The sequence below is a fragment of the Niastella caeni genome, assembly GCF_004834005.1.
Classification (GTDB): domain Bacteria; phylum Bacteroidota; class Bacteroidia; order Chitinophagales; family Chitinophagaceae; genus Niastella; species Niastella caeni.
Genome location: NZ_STFF01000003.1, coordinates 131,830 through 151,600, shown reverse-complemented (window position 1 = coordinate 151,600; position 19,771 = coordinate 131,830). Strand labels below are relative to the sequence as shown.

Annotated in this window: 16 protein-coding genes; 6 read left to right on the top strand and 10 right to left on the bottom strand. The window is 43.0% G+C overall.

Annotated elements, in window-relative coordinates:
- Positions 1-8 precede the first annotated feature (8 nt).
- From FAM09_RS12125 to FAM09_RS12110, 4 genes are read left to right on the top strand one after another with little or no spacing between them, the layout of a single operon-like run.
- A complete protein-coding gene (locus FAM09_RS12125) occupies positions 9-599 on the top strand; it encodes a chemotaxis protein CheB (RefSeq protein WP_136577385.1) in 591 nt (196 codons plus the stop codon).
- Positions 593-2,092: a hybrid sensor histidine kinase/response regulator gene (locus FAM09_RS12120; RefSeq protein WP_136577384.1), complete on the top strand. Its 1,500-nt coding sequence runs from the start codon at positions 593-595 to the stop codon at positions 2,090-2,092. The genes FAM09_RS12125 and FAM09_RS12120 overlap by 7 nt, the downstream gene beginning before the upstream one ends.
- Positions 2,089-2,544, top strand: coding sequence for a response regulator (locus FAM09_RS12115; RefSeq protein WP_136577383.1), 456 nt, complete (start codon positions 2,089-2,091; stop codon positions 2,542-2,544). The genes FAM09_RS12120 and FAM09_RS12115 overlap by 4 nt, the downstream gene beginning before the upstream one ends.
- 3 nt (positions 2,545-2,547) lie before the next feature.
- Positions 2,548-4,023, top strand: a complete 1,476-nt coding sequence (locus FAM09_RS12110; RefSeq protein ID WP_136577382.1) for a hybrid sensor histidine kinase/response regulator — start codon at positions 2,548-2,550, stop codon at positions 4,021-4,023.
- 105 nt (positions 4,024-4,128) lie between these two features.
- Here the strand turns inward: FAM09_RS12110 and FAM09_RS12105 are convergent, their stop codons facing one another.
- Positions 4,129-4,818, bottom strand: a complete 690-nt coding sequence (locus FAM09_RS12105; protein ID WP_136577381.1) for an alpha/beta fold hydrolase — start codon at positions 4,816-4,818, stop codon at positions 4,129-4,131.
- Positions 4,819-5,347: 529 nt separating this feature from the next.
- Here FAM09_RS12105 and FAM09_RS12100 point away from each other — a divergent pair.
- Positions 5,348-5,677, top strand: a complete 330-nt coding sequence (locus tag FAM09_RS12100) for a hypothetical protein (protein ID WP_136577380.1) — start codon at positions 5,348-5,350, stop codon at positions 5,675-5,677.
- Positions 5,678-5,691: 14 nt separating this feature from the next.
- Here the strand turns inward: FAM09_RS12100 and FAM09_RS12095 are convergent, their stop codons facing one another.
- The 9 genes from FAM09_RS12095 to FAM09_RS12055 all read right to left on the bottom strand — a co-directional run bounded on the left by FAM09_RS12095 (position 5,692) and on the right by FAM09_RS12055 (position 18,725).
- Positions 5,692-7,125 (bottom strand): RagB/SusD family nutrient uptake outer membrane protein, encoded by a 1,434-nt coding sequence (locus FAM09_RS12095; protein WP_136577379.1) that lies wholly within the window; start codon positions 7,123-7,125, stop codon positions 5,692-5,694.
- A 10-nt stretch (positions 7,126-7,135) separates the two neighbouring features.
- The gene (locus FAM09_RS12090) at positions 7,136-10,381 is read right to left on the bottom strand and encodes a SusC/RagA family TonB-linked outer membrane protein (protein WP_136577378.1); all 3,246 of its coding nucleotides are present in this window, start codon (positions 10,379-10,381) and stop codon (positions 7,136-7,138) included.
- Positions 10,382-10,914: 533 nt separating this feature from the next.
- Positions 10,915-12,156, bottom strand: a complete 1,242-nt coding sequence (locus tag FAM09_RS12085; protein WP_136577377.1) for a FecR family protein — start codon at positions 12,154-12,156, stop codon at positions 10,915-10,917.
- 133 nt (positions 12,157-12,289) lie between these two features.
- Complete coding sequence (locus FAM09_RS12080) at positions 12,290-12,895, bottom strand: RNA polymerase sigma factor (RefSeq protein ID WP_136577376.1); 606 nt, start codon at positions 12,893-12,895, stop codon at positions 12,290-12,292.
- 262 nt (positions 12,896-13,157) lie between these two features.
- The gene (locus FAM09_RS12075; protein WP_136577375.1) at positions 13,158-14,747 is read right to left on the bottom strand and encodes an ArnT family glycosyltransferase; all 1,590 of its coding nucleotides are present in this window, start codon (positions 14,745-14,747) and stop codon (positions 13,158-13,160) included.
- The gene (locus tag FAM09_RS12070; RefSeq protein WP_136577374.1) at positions 14,719-15,651 is read right to left on the bottom strand and encodes a lysylphosphatidylglycerol synthase transmembrane domain-containing protein; all 933 of its coding nucleotides are present in this window, start codon (positions 15,649-15,651) and stop codon (positions 14,719-14,721) included. Before FAM09_RS12070 ends, FAM09_RS12075 begins: the two co-directional genes overlap by 29 nt.
- A gap of 18 nt (positions 15,652-15,669) precedes the next feature.
- A complete protein-coding gene (locus FAM09_RS12065) occupies positions 15,670-16,326 on the bottom strand; it encodes a phosphatase PAP2 family protein (protein ID WP_136577373.1) in 657 nt (218 codons plus the stop codon).
- 74 nt (positions 16,327-16,400) lie between these two features.
- Complete coding sequence (locus FAM09_RS12060; RefSeq protein ID WP_166437115.1) at positions 16,401-18,101, bottom strand: ArnT family glycosyltransferase; 1,701 nt, start codon at positions 18,099-18,101, stop codon at positions 16,401-16,403.
- Positions 18,102-18,116: 15 nt separating this feature from the next.
- A complete protein-coding gene (locus FAM09_RS12055; protein WP_136577371.1) occupies positions 18,117-18,725 on the bottom strand; it encodes a phosphatase PAP2 family protein in 609 nt (202 codons plus the stop codon).
- Positions 18,726-18,892: 167 nt separating this feature from the next.
- Here FAM09_RS12055 and FAM09_RS12050 point away from each other — a divergent pair, with 167 nt between their 5' ends.
- The gene (locus tag FAM09_RS12050; RefSeq protein ID WP_136577370.1) at positions 18,893-19,702 is read left to right on the top strand and encodes an endonuclease/exonuclease/phosphatase family protein; all 810 of its coding nucleotides are present in this window, start codon (positions 18,893-18,895) and stop codon (positions 19,700-19,702) included.
- Positions 19,703-19,771 lie beyond the last annotated feature (69 nt).

Below are 19,771 nucleotides of genomic sequence, written 5' to 3'. Positions count from 1 at the left end.
TGGCAAAGATGGATCAAAATAAAACGTTCGATGCAATTGTAATTGGCGCTTCTGCCGGTGGGTTATATGCAATGATCAACATTTTTAAGCAGTTACCGGCCAATTATCCTATACCGATCATTGTTGTGCAGCATCGGTCGAAGGATGAACGGTCCCTGCTGGAAGAAGTGCTGCAACAGAAGTGCAGCGTATGCATTAAACAAGCCGATGAAAAAGAGGTGATAGCAGGCGGCTGCGTATACTTTGCGCCTCCCGATTATCATTTGCTGGTAGAGAACGATGGCACGTTTTCATTAAGCTTCGATCCCCCGGTCAATTATAGCCGGCCATCGATCGATGTATTGTTTGAAACAGCGGCCGACGTATTTAAGGAACGCCTGTTGGCCATAATACTTACCGGGGCCAATGCAGACGGCGCCCGGGGAATGAAAAAAATAAGGAAGTTGGGGGGTACCACCATTGCGCAGCAACCCGATACAGCCGATTATCCTGAAATGCCGAAGGCGGCTATTAATACCGGCGCCATACAGCATATTTTAACGCCGGATGCCATTGGTAGCTTTTTGCGGGAATGTATGAAAAACAATACCGTATGGTAAAACAGGTGAAAGACCATATTTTAATTGTAGACGATAAGATCAATAATATTTATGCGCTGGAACAGATCCTGGGCCAGCCTGATCGTAATTTGATCAGCGTTACCAATGGAAATGAAGCATTGAAAATAGCCCTGAACCAGGAAATTGACCTGATCATACTCGATGTGCAAATGCCCGGCATGGATGGATTTGAAGTGGCGCAGATTTTAAAGTCGAATAAAAGAACGAGCGAAACGCCAATCATTTTTGTAACTGCCGAATTAAAAGACCACAAATTTGTAATGAAGGGGTTTGAAGAAGGCGCCATCGACTACCTCTATAAACCGCTCAATCCCGATATTACCGAGGCGAAAGTGTCGGTGCTGTTGCAATTGCACCGCCAGCAACGGGAACTGATGGAGAAAAACCAACGGCTTGAAAATTATGCCCTCCTCATTAATAATTCGGCTGATCTTATTTGCATCATTAATGGCTTTTCACTCCGGTTCGAAGAAGTGAATGATGCCGTGCATTCCCTGCTCGGCTATACCGCAAATGAAATGAAAGGATCTTCATTGCTCGATTATGTATCAGAAGAAGATCGACCTAAGATTAAGCAACTGGCCAAAGAATACCAGCCAATATTTTCTTTTGAAACTTTATTCTATACCAAAACCAGGGAGCCACGGTATTTTAGCTGGAACATCGTGCATAAGCATAATTTATGGTTTGCCAATGGCCGCGATATTACCCGGCAAAAGAAAGCAGACTTCGAAATAAACCAACTGAATTTAAACCTGGAAAGGAATGTTGCCCAGTTGCAATTAACCAACAGGGAGCTGGAATCTTTTTCCTATTCCGTATCGCACGACCTGAGGGCGCCCCTTCGCAGCATCAATGGCTATGCGCAGATGATACAGGATGACCATGCCCACCAGTTTAACGACGAAGCCAAACGCATGTTGAATGTGATCAGGAACAACGCCAAAAAAATGGGTATCCTCATTGATGATCTGCTGGCTTTTTCCCGCATGGGCCGTAAGGAAATTTCACGGTTGCCCATTGAATTCAATAAGCTGGTTGAACCTATTATTGCCGACCTGAAACAAACCGCGCCCGACAAAATCCATATAATTGTGCATCCATTGCATAATACACAGGGCGATCCTGCGCTGCTATCGCAGGTATACATGAACCTTGTTTCCAACGCCATAAAATATTCTGCAAAAAAAGAAAAACCTGAAGTTGAAATAGGCTCAGAAGAAAAGGAAGATGAATTTGTGTATTATGTAAAAGACAACGGGGCCGGGTTCGATATGCAGTATGCGCATAAGTTATTTGGCGTATTTCAACGGTTGCATAGTAATGAAGAATTTGAAGGGACCGGCGTAGGGCTGGCCATTGTTCAGCGGATAGTAGTTAAACATGGTGGAAAAGTGTGGGCTGAAGCAAAGATCGAAGAAGGCGCTACTTTTTATTTTTCCTTACCCAAAATCAATAACCCTCCTATATGATAGAAAATCCAGGCAACGGAAAAATTGATATAGTCCTTTGTGAAGATAATGTAGACGATGCTGAGTTAACCATTCGTGCCCTTTCAAAAGAAGGCCTTGTGAACTCGCTTGTGCATTTGAAAGATGGCGAAGAATTACTGCACTACATTTTTTGTACCGGCGCCTATGCCGGGCGTAATGCTGCAGCGTTACCCAGGTTGATCATCCTTGACCTGAAAATGCCAAAAGTAGATGGACTGGAAGTGATCCGTAAACTGAAAGCAGACGAACGTACCAGTATGATCCCAATTGTTTTGCTTTCTTCTTCAAAAGAAGAAAAAGATATTAAAGAAAGTTATATGATGGGCGTAAACAGCTATATCGTAAAGCCTGTAGAGTTTGAAGGATATATAAAGGCTGTTGGCACCATCGGCCTGTACTGGTTAATATTAAATCAACCGTATCAATCGTAAGTTATGGCAACTGTGAAAAGTATAAAATTGTTGATCCTCGAACATGATGAAAACGACCTTGAATTGCTGTTGTATGAGTTGAAGAAAGGTGCATTGGATTTTGTAACGAAGATTGTTGAAACCAAAGATCAGTTCAGCAATTCATTGGTTGATTTTTGTCCGGATATTATTTTATCCGACTATTCGCTGCCGGGCTTTGATGGCGTTACTGCTTTCAATATCAAACAGCAGATCTGTCCCGATGTGCCGTTCATCATTGTATCGGGCACTATCGGGGAAGAAAATGCCGTAGAACTGATCAAGAACGGCGTAACTGACTATGCATTGAAAGATAAATTGTTCACCGTAATACCCAAAGTAAAACGGGCACTTAAAGAAACCAGAGAACGGCTCGAAAAAGCTATTGCAGAACAAAACCTGCGTAAAAGCGAACGGCAGTTGGCAGAAGCCCAGATCATTTCCAAAATAGGTAGTTGGGAAATTGGTGAGCAGGGCGAGCTCATTGCGTGCTCAGATGAATTATACCGCATATTGGATGTTGATAACAATACGCCTTTGTCGTATGAAATATTTGTGGGGTTTGTACACCCGGAGGATAAGCCCATTGTATTTAAGGCGCAGGAACTGGCTGTTGAAACAGGAACGTTTGAACCTGTTCACTTCCGCATTATTAGTCATACCGGCGTTACAAAATATATTGAAGGAAGAGGCTCGCAGCGCAGGGATGGAAAACACATAACCTTTATCGGCACTTGCCAGGATATTACGGAAAAAATAAAAGCAGAAGAGCAACTGGCAAAGTATTCTGAGCAGATCAACAAAGAACGGGTAGAGCACCAACGCAAGCTGGTGCGTGCTTCCATTGAAAGCCAGGAACGCGAGCGGGCAGAGATCGGTCGTGAATTACATGATAACATCAACCAGATCCTGGCTGTTACCAAAGCGTATATTGAGGCTTCCATGCAGGAAGATGAGATGAAAGAGGAATTGTTGCATCGTAGCATAAAGAACCTGCAAATGGCCATTAATGAGATCAGGAAGATCTCAAAGTCGCTGGTGCCGCCGGTGATGGATAAAAACGGACTGGTAGACTCTGTACAGGACCTGATCGAGAACATTCAGTTGGTAAATCCTTTTGCGATCAATTTCAAGTGCGAAAAGGAACAGCTTATAAATGTAAGTCCGAAACAACAACTGGCATTGTACCGCATTGTACAGGAGCAGTTCAATAACATCATAAAGCACGCACAGGCGCATAATGTGTACATTGGGCTATCGGAAGATAATAATTACATTGACCTGTGGATAAAGGATGATGGAAAAGGGTTTGATCCCAAAGAAAGAAGAAAGGGCGTGGGGCTAAGCAATATCCTTAGCCGTATAGAGTTATTTGATGGTAAACTGGAAGTGATCTCTTCTAAAGGACAGGGCTGTACGTTAAAAATTCATTTGCCGAAAGAGAGCAGGGAAGTAGCTTAAAACTCATTGCTGATTTCGGGATTTAGAGATTTAGGGATTTGATTAAATCCAAGATCTCTAAATAATGATATCTCAAAAATCCCAAAATCCCAAAATCAGAAACTCTCAAAATTTCATAAATCCTTCAATCATCCCCTTCAACAACTCCACATTCACCTGCTCAAAAAGATGAGGGGTGCCGGGTAAAACACCTAATTGCGCATTGGGTAATTGTTTGTAAACGGCTATGGTTTCATCGAGAGTCACCATTTTATCCCGGTCGCCCAACAACACCATACAGGGAATAGTGATGCTCGCATAATCTTCTACATTCAACGTATTTTGTTTTCCAAGACCAGTTAATAATTGAGCGGTTTTCTCCAAAAGCAACAGCCAATCATTAGGTGCATGCCGTTGTTGCAATTGTGCGGCAAAAGCCGGCACTTTCTCCTGAATGGTTTTCCCGTCCAGCATTTTCACTTCTTTGGCGGCTGTTTTTTCATCCCAATAAAATTTGGTGGCCAGGGTGATCAGTTTGTTGATCTTTTCAGGGTGATGTTTTGCCAGATACATCGCTGCATACCCGCCCATGCTGTATCCAAAAATGTTTGCTTGTTCAATTCCTGTTTCCTGCATATATTCCGCAATCTGTTCACTAAAAAATGGAATGGAAAATGCTGTATCGGAAAAAGGCCGTCCGCCATGGCCGCTGAAATTGAATGTGTGTACCTGGAATGAATGTTCCAATTTCGCGGCCAATGGTTTAAAATAGTCTTTACTGCCTAAGGCGCCGTGTAACAATATGAGGTGTTGCATGTGTAGTTATTATAAATTTCAAATATAAAAAATCAATCACAAGTGTAAACACATAAAAGTAACATATGATAAAGAAGCATATGCAATACAGCGCTATTCATTAAAAATTACTAATCAGGATGTTTTATGTGACGGGTTCTTTTCATGTGGGAACACTAATTTTGAAATTCTTTTGTCAAATCAATTAGTGCGTTGTTTAATATAATAAAGGGATTCTGTTTTGTTGTGTGGGGGTAAATAGTTTGCTACATTGACAGATGCGCTAACCCGAGTTATAGTACCGTGTGCCAATAGGTGTGTAGCCTATATTGTACTTCCTTCATACGTATTTCCCTGTAAGCACGTAAAATAATCCACGTTGCCGTATGTGATCTTTAGCTTTTGCCCTATCGCTGGCTGAAATGCTTTCCCGTTGCCCCTTTTATTGTGATTGCATATTGCAATCAGAAAAAATACTGTAACTGTGTTGGTACAACGCCGTTCAGATGAGAAATGTCTATTATTTTACACTATAAAAACCGATTCAATTATGAAAAAGATGATCGCCATTTTCGTGTTAGCATGTACGTTCACTGTTGCCAATGCCGATGCTAATGTTAAAACCAAAGCTAATGTCAATGCCTTTGTTCAGGCATTCGATCAATCTTATGCCTTAACAGGAAACTATCTTTGGTTTACCGACATCGACCTCACTAACCCAACCGGATCTTATTGCGACATTTGGTATGAAATGCAAAGGCTGCGTAACTCGTTCCCTGGTTATTCCTTTTCGCATGTTCATTATGCCGGATTAAATGAATTTGAATTCGGTTTCAGTGCACCGCTTTACTTTGCGACTATTTACAGCGACCTGGATTAGTAAGCGGCCAGGTATTAATTGTAACCCTCATTTTGTGTTAGCGAAGGATTACGTATTATTTCAGAATTAGGTATCGGCCAAAGGACAGCCGTTGTTTTCCAGGTAGCAGGCCGCAAGGCGTTCATTACTTCATCTATTCTTTTTTCGTCGGGATGAGTAGGTGTAATGGCAGGCCAGCGTTTCAAATCAAACCAGCGATGGCCCCATTCCGCAAAGAGTTCCATGCGTCGCTCCTGTTCTACCGCTACAAGTGCCTGGGTTTGGGTAGTTATATTAGTCAGATCTGGCAACCCCGCTCTTTTCCTGACCGTGTTCAAATCATTTACGGCGTCAGGCAATTGACCCTGCATGGCCCGGGCCTCCGCACGAATACAATATTGTTCTGCCAACCGCAGAACCATATTGTATTCTTCCCGCGGAGTACCTGTATTCAGTTTGTATTTGTAAGGCGAATTGTATTGTTTGCCACCAACAGTCACCGTTCTTACCCATGCTTTGCGTTTATCAAGGGGGTCCATATATTTTAATATGGAATCACAGAGGATGATAGCTGGTCTTCCGTTAGGCACTATAGGTACGAACATACTGCCTTCTGCCGTATTATAAGCATTACTCACCGGCATAAATTGCAATATGGCTTCTTTGCTATCGTAACGAAAGGATTGCTGCACGTTTGTTTCCAACTGGTAACTGTCCGATTGAATGACTTCGGTTGCTGAACCTGCTGCATTGGCCCATTCCCCACGGTATAAATAAATTCTTGCCATCAAGGCTTTTACTGCCAGCCTGTTCACCCGAACGCGGGCAGTAGGATAATCCGGTGTAGTAACATACTCATTTGTTAACAGGTCTTGTGCGGCCTTAAGATCATCGATCATTTGTTTGTAAACGTCATCAATCGGTGTTCTGGGAATCCTGGCGCTTTGGGAATAATTGGTGGTTAACACCAATGGAACATCACCATACAGGTTCACCAGGTAAAAATAGCTGAAGGCCCTGAGGAAATAGGCTTCCCCCAATAGCTGGTTGCGCAGGGCCGGGGTAATGGAATTGGGGCCGGTAAGCCCTTCTACCACGTCATTACACTGGTATATATAGCCGTAAGTATTTGTCCAGATAAACCATATCGTTAGATTGTTTGAAGGAATTGTATTCGTTAAAAATGGTTGGTCCTGCTCTATGGTGTTGGTGCGAAATAATTCATCGCAGGAAAACCCGGGAAAGCGGCTCATGTAGCCGTTATGCGGACCAAAGTTTTCCATCATTTTAAAATAGATACCGATCAACGCGGCTTGCGCCAGGGAATCGCTTTTGTATACTTGTGGGGTAATAACCTTGTTGGGCGGCGACCCTGCATCCAGTAACTTATCACAACCTGTTATCAGGGGCAACCATGTAACAAACAGTGCTGCAATAGCCCATTTGTAAAATATCCTGAACAGATCCATACTATACTATTTATAATGTTACTTGTAAACCGATCGTAAACGTTCTTTGCAATGGCAAACTAAACGGTGTCTGTAATTCCGGATCAGCCCCTTTGAATGGGGTGATCGTAAAAAGGTTCTCTGCATTGGCATATACACTGGCCGCTTTTATAAATCTTTTCTTGCAAAACCCGTCGGGAAGTGTAAACGCCAACTGCACATTTTTCATTCGTAAATAGGACGCATCCACCAATTGTGCATCGGAATTCACCCAGTTACCAATGGCGTTTTTTACAGTGCTGCTAGTAAGCGTACTTACTTTTTGCCAGGTTGCTTCATCGCCTTGCTGGCGCCAGCGGTTCTCCAATTCAACCGGCTGGTTAGTGTAAAAATCAATATTGGTTTGACCCGGTGACAAGTTGCTGTTGCTATATATGTAAGACATAAAGTGAGGTGCTTTTTGCCGGCGGAATTCCAGGTAGGTGGTTAATTCAACCTGCTTAAACCGGAATGAGTTTCGAAAACCACCGAAAAATACAGGGTCTAAATTGATGGCCAGTCGCTCTTCCGGGTCAGCGATCGTGAATAACCCGGTATTTCCATCAACTCCGGCAAAACGCTGTACTATTCCAATATTAAGCGGTTTACCTATCATCAGATATTTGGCATAACCCGAGTTTTCCAGGTCATCGAAACGGATCAGTTTGTTTTGCGGAATGGCCAGGGTTAGCTTATTGCACCAGGAGAAATTACCCCATGTCTTTTTGTACGCTATATCCGCTTCTATACCGGTGTTTTGTATAATAGCAGGGAAATTCTTTACTATGTTTCCAAATCCTACCTGGCCTGGCAGTAAAAAGTTCATCACCTGGTTCTTGCTGCGGTTACGGTACCCGGTAATTATAGCGCTCAGGTTGTCGTTCAGGTGTAATTCAACGCCTGCTTCCAGTTTGCGGGTAACTTCCCATTGATAATAAGGGTTAGCCAACCCGGTAGGATAAATTCCCGGTAATCCCTGGTAATATTGAGCGGCTGTATTCCAGGTATTCAAATACGCATAATCGCCAATCTGGTCATTACCGGTAGAACCGAAACTACCCCTGAGTTTGGCAAAACTGGTCTTGTTGGCGTTTTCCCAGAAGATCCAGCCGGCGCCAATGGCGCCAAAATTGGCATACCGGTTTTCGGGGCCAAAGCGCGAGGAACCATCCCGGCGCACTATTAAACTAAGAAAGTATATGTTTTTATAATTGAGCTTAAGCCGGGCGAAGGTGGAAAGGAACAGGTACCTCGATTTATCGGAGAAATAGTTAGAGCCTTGTGCATCTTCGGGGATGCCCAGTAATCCATCATTCGTATAGCCGGTATAAGATCTTCGCCACCGGTCGTTCTCCTGAGAGGACCATGATGCGCCCAACAACCCCTGTACCTGAACCTTCTTCAGGATGGTATCAGTATAATGTAAGCCCGGTTCAACGATCCAGGTGGTAAACCGGTTTTGGGCTTCATTATAAATGCCGGTAGGAGTGGGATCAGGGTTTTGCGCACTGATCGGAAATTTATTTTCCTCTTCTACATTGATCTGCTGGTAACCCACCGAAGTTTCAAATCGTAACTTCGGCAATATTTTATATTGAAGATAGGTATGGAATAATGCATTGCCGGTGTGAATGAAATCGGTATTGCGAAAATAGCTTAAGGGATTACGGAAGGGAACACCTTTGTCTTTCCAGTTCAGGTTCCCCGCACTGTCGGTCAAATAAGGTGCATTAGGCGCTAATAAGGTAGCGAACATAACGTTATCGCTTAGCCACTTGTTTTCCGAGGTGGAAACATAAGCTGTTATCCCGGTTTTTATTTTCCTGTTCTTTGACCTGAAGGAAAAGTCAGACAGCAACGACCATCTTTTACCATAAATGTTGGAAGGCAAAGCGGAGGTTTGGCTGCTGAAACCACCATTCAATAAAAACTGGAACAACGAATCGCCCTGCGAAAAAGAAAAATGCTCATTCAGGTTATTGGCAGTACCGCTCAGCAGCAGCTTATTATAGTCCATGTAGCGGGTGGTGTCCCATAGCAACAGATCAGGCGCCCGGGCAGGTGTAGGGGTAATATTATCGTTCCTGAATGCCTCCCTTCGCATAGCAAGGTATTGGCTGGTATTCATTAACGACATGGCCGGCAAAGAATAGCCCACGCCATAAGAAGCCGATACAACCAGGCGAGGTTTTTTGGATGTTGACTTTTTAGTAGTGATAATAATAACGCCATTTGCGCCACGGGCGCCATAAATGGCTGTGGCTTCCGCATCTTTTAAAACCGTGATGGATTCAATATCCAACGGGTTGATGGTAAAGAACGGGTCGAAGCCGGTAGCACCAACTCCGGGGGCCGAGGGTACGCCTACCATCGTTGTCAACTGGTTTACCGGACGCAGCGATGGCGCCCAGGGTATACCATTTACAATAAACAACGGACTGTTGGAAGGCCGGTAGTTTAATTCTACTATAGCTCCTAACGAGGTGGGCCCCCTGAATTGAAATTTATGCGTAGTACCTGGTAATCCGCTCGAAGGTGGTGCAAAAACGCCCGGGATATTTTCGTGAATGATCTTCAATACATCTGTATTGGGAAAATTTCCAACTTTTACTTGCGAACCACCCGCAGTACTTCCTTTTTCTCTTGAAAAATAACCAGTAGTAATGGCTACCGGCGGCATAGGGTCTTTCAGTACCAACTGCACGTTAATTGATTTGCCGGTACCTTTCCATGCCAGTGAAACAGGTTTATAATTTACGTGGGTGATATCGAGCGTATCGCCGGCGCTCCATACAATACTAAAATTGCCCAGGCTGTCTGTAGCAACGCCGTATCGCCTGGAACGCAATTGCACCGACGCGTCTTGCACCGGGCTCGATGCATCAGTAAGCACGATGCCGTTGACCTTGCGTTCAAAATGAGCGCGGCTGCTTTCAATTTCTGCATCTGTTTTACGTGAAATAGCCAGCCTGTTGGCAATGAGGTTATATTTCAGGTATGGTTGTTCTGCAAATATTCGTTGTAGTAAGCTATCGTCTGCTATATCTAAAGGCACATAAACCGGCTCTGCCAGTTTCATGAGGCGTTTATCGGTCACTACATCTTTAAAAAGACCTTTTGATTTTAATACCTTTAAAGCCTTTTCTAAAGAATGCCCCTGCCTCCCGGGAACTTCATCCTGGCCTTTTACGACACTAATACAGCATACCATCACCAAATAACCAAGGACTTTCTTCATACGGTGTATTATTCTGGTATAGATGTTCGTTAATAATACAGGGTTACCGTCATCACTACCAGGAAAATACGAAAGTAATAAAAAGTAATATGCCCCTGGTCGTGGAAGAGTAACTGATACCTGCTGGTTAGATATCAGTTATGAAGTTATAAAAATGATGGTTTTTTAACGTTTCTTTTTTCGTGTTATACCTATAAACATTTAATCGTACACGTTTACACATACAAGTAGGTTTTTTCATTGTAAAGTAAATGAACAAAGCCCGCATTGCCGGAAATCACTTTCCGACCTTTGCAGGCGATAAGGTTTGCAAATTAACTTTATGCAAGCTGCTTTATTGGCAGCCACCGGGCGGGAACCCCGTTGTAATGTGTGGTATAAAGAGGAATGCTGTGTAGCTTTGAAACTACACAGCTTCGATTCATTGACTCAAAGGTGGTTTAATGGCGTCTAATGGTATTCTTTGCGAAGTACAGCCTGGACATTACTTTTAATTTTTATATTTCGATTTCTATTTCATTTATGTTTTAAGGTTAGTTATTTTTTTCTTTAGCTATCACTGTGTGACCCTGAAGCGTAAACTGCACGCTTACATTCGTATTTAACAGCTCCAGCACTACTTTTAACGGTGTTGTTCTTTCAATGGTACCAGTTAATGTGGTTTCAGGGGTGCCTTGTTCAATTTTGGTATCAACATTATACCAGCGGTGAATCTGGTCCAGGATAGCTTGTACTGATTCGCCTTCCAGGTTGATCAGTCCATTCTTCCACGCAAGCACCCGGGCCATTTCTTCTTTGCTTTTGTTTTTGATCTCTATATTATCTCCTGACACAATGGCCTGTTGTCCTGGTTTAATATTTTTGAGCGAGGCGCCATGTTGCACAGCCACCGACCCATTTACCAACGTGGTGGTTACCTGGTTTTCTGAATCGTATGCCTTTACGTTAAATTTGGTACCCATCACTTTAACTTCGGTGCCATGGGCAAAAACGCGGAAAGGTTTTGATTTATCTTCTGCTACTTCAAAATATCCTTCGCCTATAATTTCAACCGCGCGGTCATTGCCTTTAAATGCGGCCGGATATCGGAGTGAGGAACCGGCATTCAGCCAAACCTTTGAACCGTCGGCCAATGTAACTTTATACTCGCCGCCGTACGGAGTGGTTAAACTGTTGTTCAATACTTTGGTGCCTGATTTATGGTTGTCCGAAATTTTGTATACGATCTGGTTATCTTTTTGCTTGCTGATCTCCATTTGGTCCTCATAGGCAATTATGCCTGCAGGTATGGTGTCAAGGTTTATTTGCCTGTTGTCGGCCAGAGTTAGCGTAGCTCTTTCTCTTCCGGGTTCAATCGGTTGGGCCACAACAGGTATATTATTATTTGCCGGTACTATATTCTTATCGGCATTGATAACTTTATACAGGCTATAAACACCCAGAACACTTCCTGTTAATATAGCCGCAGCGAGCATCCAGGTACGTTTTCCTATCCTGCTTGTTTGCGGTTCCATAACAACTACGTCTTGCTGGGCCGGCAGCGTTAAGGCATGCGCAGCTTCAATGCTTTCCCAGATCTCGTTCTTTTTATTTTGCAGTTTATCATAAAGACCTGCGAATTCTAAAAGCCGAGGGTCGGCTGCATCAACTTTCATAATTTCCAATGCTTTTCCTGAAGTCCATTCCTCACAAATTTCCTGTTCATCACGCGTTAATGGCGTATCCTCAGTTTTCCCCAATGCAAGTTGGGTTATATTGCCAGGTAGTGCGTTCATTTTGTAAGGTTTTTGGTAATAAGGTTTAATTTCTTACTGTAGCTGCCCCCGGAAAATCAGCATGTAGTCTTCTATATAATTAAACAACGAACACCAGCCGGACATTAAGAAATAATGGAAATATTTTTACAGGTTAGCGAAAATAGAGTTTACACAAAATAGCCAATAGGATAATTACGACGGGAATGCCGTATTTGCTACCGTTTTCCTCTATGAATGTGCGTAAACGCGCTATTCCTTTTGATTTTTGCGTGTATACCTGGTTTGGACTAATATTCAGGGTTTTAGCTATTTCATCAGGTTGTTTGTTTAGCATGGTAAGCCTGATAACAGCGGCGCATTGTTTTTCCAACTTACCAAGTCCGGCCTCGATCAGTTTGCGCATATGGTCCATTTCGTATTTCTTATTAACGACCGGCTCCTCCGAAACAGGCATCTGGTCCTGTAAGAGTTTACGGAAGGGATCTTCTTTTTGGGCTGACCTTAAATAATTAAGCGCTCCGTTTCTAACAGAAATATAGAGGTAGGCTTTTAATTGCTCCACAGCCTTGAAGGTGAGATCTTTGTTGCTTAATAGTTTTCTAATAGCGGAAATGGCAATATCTTCCGATTCGTCCTCGTCATTGATCATGCGGTATACAAATACCGTTAGATCGGCAAATGTTGTTTTGAACAATTCCTCATGAGCAGTTGGATCATTATTATTGAATCTAGCAAGAAGATCGTTCGTGATACGCATTAGTATTCATTTTTAAAATTGCCCGGTAAAGGGATAAAAATGGTACCCGAAAGAAATGATCTCTCGGTTAAAAGCAACCTGGCTTTCACGCAGAAGAAGTACACGAACTTTTTGGGGGAGAATAAGGTTTGGCGATGCAAGATTAAATAATAATCCTGGCAAATGCAAACAGCTGTTCGTATAGTTTTAATTTTAAAGTGTGACGACGGTCACCTAATGGTAAATAACTGGCTTCCGGCTAAGGAGTTTCCCTTAATTGAGATCACTTCCCACTTAGCAGTACCGTTGTGGCCGTTTCAAACAGGTCGCGTTCTTTTGCCAGCAATTTAACAGGAACGGCTTCTAATTCTAGTAAATGGTTTTCGCGGGAAATAATAACTGCTTGCGGTTGTGTGGTGATCACTTCGTTCACCTGCGCCGGACTTTCTAAAACTTTTATGGAATTATTCAGATAGAAATTATACGCCGGGTTATAGATCTTATATGCATAAACGGTTGAGTTCTTAGGTAACAGATGCAGGGTTTTCGTAACGGGGTTATGCTGGTAAATGGCCGGATAGCCTATGGCCAGGAATAGAAAATTAAATACCGAATAGCCTGCTATGATCACATGCATCGCTTTCTTCAGGCCTTCTTTTTTAAAGAACCACCAACTGCCGGCTGTGGTAATGACGGGAATTGCGAACAACAAAGCCCAGCCGCGAAACGGTTGGGTAGCGGTTTCCAATCCCAGCCCAACCCAGGCAGCAGTGAACAATAATACATTCAGGAGCAATAACAGCCACAACGGATATTGTTTTACCGGTATTTGACCAGTTATCACTTTATTGATGAAATAACCCAGCAGTACGGCCATAAACGGATAGCAGGGCATGGGATAATTGGGTAGTTTGGTACCCGACACACTAAAGAATACAATGAACACGGCCACTACATACATGCACAGCCTGATAAAATTGTTTCTATGGTACAGGCGAACTTTTTTGACCAGCTCGCCGGTAAATACCGATACCGGCAATAAGCCCAGCAAAACAAACAACGGCACCATAATAAAAAGACCGCCATGTCCTTCCATCGGTTCGCCAAAGCGATTGAAATTATGTTCAAAGAAAAATACCCGGGTAAATTCACCATGGGTTGCCTGGTGAACAATAACATACCAGGGTAGGGCAACAAGGACAATAACAGCAGCATACAACAATAGATGCCACGAAAACAACAGCTCGTATTTCTTTAGCGAAAGTACCCACCAAACCAATACCAGCGCAGGCAATGCCAACGCTACCGGGCCCTTGGCCAGTGTAGCCAGCGCAGCAGCTACTGCTGAGCAGATCAGCCATTTTAAAGTGCGTTCCTGGGTATATGCATAAAAACAAAAAATGCCGGCTGTAATAAAGAAGATCAGATAAGGATCGGGTACCGACATGCGGAATTCAAACAAAAAATGTGTGCTCACCAGCAATACGGCAACGGCCCAAATTGCAGTGCCATAGCTTACAAAACGCCTGGTGAAGAACCAGGTGATCCATATCGTTAACCAGCCAAAAACGGCTGAAAAGAACCGGGTGCTAAAAGCATTCATGCCAAACACGCGATAAGCGATCTGCATGAAATAATAATGCAAAGGCGGTTTATGCGCCCGCAGTTCTCCGTTAAAGGTGGGAACGATCCAATCGTTACGCTCCATCATTTCCCGCGCTGCCTGGGCATTACGGGCCTCATCCAGTATATACATTGGCGTGGAACCAATACCAGTAAATAGCAAAATAGCAGCAATGATGAATAACCAGGTTATTTTATTGGTGCGCAATTGCAAAAGAATATTATTCCATTGTTGTGGCTGTTGTAACATATGGCTGTGGCGCCCGTTTTGGCGTATTGGGTTTTAAGGGATCAATAAAAATAAAAGGCAATCCGGGCAGGGAAGAGGCAACGGTGGCGCCATAAAAAAGTAAGCTGGCCATTACGGAAACGGTGTTGTCTAATCCAAAAATATGCGCGCCCCATAAAAACACTACTTCCCGCGCACCGAGTCCGCCAATGGTAAATGGTAAAACGGCCACTACTGATGAAATCAAAAAAATGAGCATGTATTGTTCAATATGTGTGTGAATATGCAGCGCATGTAAAATGCAGTACATGCAGGCTACCTGAAACAACTGTACAGCAATGCCCCAGCCGAGGGTAGGAAAAAAGCCGGGCAGAAAATACGGGAACAATAGTTTTACCAGGAAGTGGAAGACCGGGATGGTAATGAGCGTGCCGATCATTAACCAGGTACTATAGTAACCGCCTTTAAAGGCGATCGTCCAGAAAATGCCCAGCAGTAATCCCAACGCCAGCAAACCACTGAACCGGTCGAGCAAAACGGCAGCCGTTGTTTTTTTATATGCAACATTATAATCTTTGGTAAGCCTTACTACTTTATACGCATCGCCGCTGATGGACCCGGGCAGGAATAAATTGTAGAACATGCCCAGCCAGTACAGCCGGATGTTTTTCCATTCAGAGAGTTGTATGTCGATATTGCGGAAGTAAATATTCAATCTTATAGAAGAAAACAATTTGGATGTTATAAAAGACCCAATGGCCAGTATGATCCATACCGGACTGGCAACAGTAAGAACGCCAGACAATTTCTTCAGATCTATTTTGTGGGAAATATACCAGATACACAACGCCGTGATCACGATCTTGATCAGCAGTTTTGCGAATTTTCGCAGCTTTTCAGACGGCATACGGAATGTAAGTATCATGAAACGATGTTTAATTTATTATTGAAATTGCAGGTGGCTTTCTTTGTTTGCACCAATCCATTCAATTCTTACCTGGCGCAAATACCAGTACACCAGTAATGCCGACAGCACGCCAATCAGCGCACCAGCCACTACATCGGCGAGGAAGTGTTGTCCCAGATAAATTCTCGAATACCCGGTAATGATAGCGGTGATCAAATAGATCAGTGAGATCCGTTTATCAGACGTGTTCAACGCAAGCAAGGCAGCCAGGGCAAAAACGGAGGTCGTATGACCTGAGGGAAAACTCGTCATACCGGTATTTGTAATGCCCTCAATGAAATAAGGATACTCAAGATGGGAGATAATGGCATGCGGCCGCGGTGCATGCACCGCATGTTTTAATATTTGTGACATAATTCCTGAAAACAGGTAGCCTGTGATCACTTGCATAGCCAATGCAGTTCGCTCTGCCAGTAAAAGGATCAAAAAAATAGCAATGGAAACAACCCCATCGCCTAACAACGTATAGTTCTGAAAAAATGTATCCAGGTATAGGGTATGGATCGTATTGAGTTTGAAAAAAATGTCTTTGGCAGAAAAGATGGCAAGACTTACACCACTGGCGGTGAGCATGATCAGCAATACACTCCAGAAAACAGGATCGGCCTTATAAATTCGAATAAACCCTTTCACCGGTTTTTGACAAAGCTATCGTGTGTATGCTACCTGAATGTTACAGCAAGGTTACGAGTTTGTTACGAGGTAAATTACAACGCAAGGGCTAACATACCAGGTTGTATGGTTGCGATCACAAAATAATCTAAGGCCTTTTCTCTTGTATTAACATTGAGGAACCTGCCAGTAACCTGGCTGATATGAAAATGAGGGAATGATCGTATGATCCGTACCTGGTAGCCCATATGTTGCAATGCGTCGGTCTTTTCCTTCGATGTATATACGACAATGTCATTTTGCAGATCATTCAATTCATGGGGATCTATTTTTTTTATAGACCCTTCATAATAAAATTGAAAGGCATACTCGGCAGATACATCATTGAACATATGCACCGGGTGCTGTATTTGTTTGTTTAAAAATGCAGCCGCTTCATTGCCTGACTGATACTTGAATAATGCCGGATAAAATAACGTATTCAGAAAAAGATTCACGACCATGATCACAGCAAATGACCTGGCCAGTATATGTTGCAGGCCATTGCCTGAAAAAATCAGGGTGATTGCAGTTGCAAAAGCGGCGAGTATAACAATTGCGGGAATTGCATAAGGCAATCTCATTACCAGGGCCAGCGATATACAGGCGCCAAAAAGCAGGAAAAATAAAATATGCTGACTGTAGGTTACTGTTTTCAGCAATGGTTTGTTTTTTAAATTGAGCAACCAGTTTGCAACGATAATCGCAAAGAAAGGATACAGGATATTTAAGTAATGCGGCAACTGGAACCGCGATAAAGAAAAGACCAGGAAGCCTGCAATGCCAATGCCGCCGCAGACATAATTACCGGTTGCTGAAAGCGTGGTTTTAAAATTTTTTATGCTGGCGCCTACCATAACAAACAGGATAACAGACCAAGGGAGGAAAGCCCAAAGCAAAGTATGCACGTAAAACAGCTTGCTGCCCGTACCTTTAATAGGACCGGTATTGAAAAAACGGCCAAACTGGCTATCCCAGAAAAAGAAGCGGATGCCCGACACCTTATGTTGCCCGAAGACCAGCTTTTCCGGATGCTGGTCAAATTGTAGATACAAACTGATCAGTTCAGGCATAATAAATAACAGCACCAGCAACATGCTTACACTCCAGCGATAATTAAGGAATTGTTTCCATTCTTTTTTGATGGTCCATTCAATAACAAAACCAGCCATTACCATACACCCAATGAATATGCCTTTGGTCATAATGGCAAACGCCAGTAACAGGGAACCCACAATATAATGCTTCCATTTATTGTTCTTATAAGCCAGGTAATAATAATGGGCCGCGCCGATCATCAATCCGGTTAAATAAGGTTCCGCCCGTACATCGTTATTGGAAAGGATCAAATGCTCAACTGAAATATAAATAAGCACTGCCCATTGTGCGGTTTGCTTATTGTATAATTTGTTGGCGAATGCATAAGTATACCACGCGCCGGCCAGCCAGAAAAGCAACCCGGGAAATTTATAGGCAAATGAATTTATTCCGAAAAGTTTAAAGCTGAATGCGGTTATCCAGAAAGGGAAGTGCGGTTTATCGAGCCAGTCATTGCCTTCGAACATCAGTTTCACATAATCGCCGGTAAGCGCCATGTTTTTGGCAATAGTAGCGTACAAAGCGCCATCGGGTTCAAGAATGGGCAGGAATAACCCACTGGCATTTACTATTGTGCCAACAATAGTTAGCCAGGTAAACCAGGTGTTAAATGAGTAAGCGGATCTTTTATGCAGGTTTGCGGGTTGTACCAATTCCATAATGTTCATTAAAAGCTAGGGCAAACTTAACGAAGGATTTTTCAAATACTTATTATAATCCCGTTTAACCCAGCCTTCAAATAATTTAAAGAGGCTTAACCCGGTAAGAATACCCAATGCAGCGCCACCCACTATGTCTAATGGAAAATGTTTGCCAACATACACCTGGGCAAGTCCGATCATACATGCCCAGATCCACAACCAATACCATTTTTGTTTGGTAACGTGCAGTATTGTGAAGAACCAGAATGTTGACAGCCCAAAATGATTGGCGGCATGCGAAGAAGGGAAGGAGTATTTGCCGCCACACCCAATAATACCACGAATAACTCCGGTAAGGTCATCATCAAAGCAGGGCCGCAACCGCTCAAAATGTATTTTTAATATACTGGCGCTGGTGTAGTCAGTAATAGCAAAGCATACTATAGTTAAGCAAATAAATTTTAAACCCGTTGGCCTGTCGAGCCGTAAAGTCCAGTAAAGTATAAACGCATACACCGGTATCCAGGTGTACTGGTTGCGCAGTAACAACATGATGACATCGAGCCAGCGCACGCTCATGTCCCGGTGAATAAAAGTAAAAACGATCTTGTCAATATGGTCGAGCCAGTCAAACAAATACATTACTGCTGTGTTTTGAAGATAAAAATAGCAGGGACATATGATGTTAATTTTATCCCTGTATTAATTGTATATGATCATGTATGTGCCACCCTTTTAAGAAGTGGCACGTCTTATCTTCGTAACTAATAACAATACGTACTATGGTATTAAAGAAAATTACATCTTTGATGATTGCGTTTTTTTGCATGGCCTTTGTATTTAGCCAGTCGCTTATTGTTGGTTCATTTAATTTACGGTACGACAATCCGCGCGATACCGGTAACTTATGGGTGGACCGTGCACCTATCGTAGCCTCCTTAATTCAGTTTCATGATTTCGATGTGCTGGGAACGCAGGAAGGATTACGCAATCAACTCGATGACATAAAAAATGCAATGCCTGCGTATACTTATTATGGTGCAGGTCGTGATGATGGTAAAGCCAAAGGCGAACATTCCGCCATTTTTTACAAGACTGCTAAATATATTTTGCTAAAGAGCGGCGACTTCTGGCTGTCAATCACACCTCATAAACCAGGACCCGGCTGGGATGCTCATCTGAATCGCATTTGTTCCTGGGTGCAATTGCAGGATAAGAAAACAAGAAAGAAATTCTACTTCTTTAATGTACATTACGATCACCAGGGGGTGCAGGCCCGCCGCGAAAGCAGTTTGCTGATACTGCAAAAGATAAAAGAAATTGCAGGTAAGGAACCCGTGGTGTTCACCGGCGATTTAAATGGCGGTCATAACAGCGAATGGTATCAAAGCCTCAATAATTCAGGTTGGTTGAAAGATACCTATAAACAAGTAGCACATCCATATGCCAATAATGGTTCATTTAATAATTTCGGTAATTCTTTGCAACGTATAGAAATAATCGATCACATTTTTGTTACTGCGCCTTTCATCGCACAGAAATGGGGGATATTGTCTGATCATTATCATGGCAAATTTCCATCAGATCACTATCCTATACTTGCTGTTATTACTCTCTAAGCGTTTTGTAATTGATCATTGACCCTTATCTTTTCTCTCTATCTTCAGGTGCTACATGATCCCGCATTT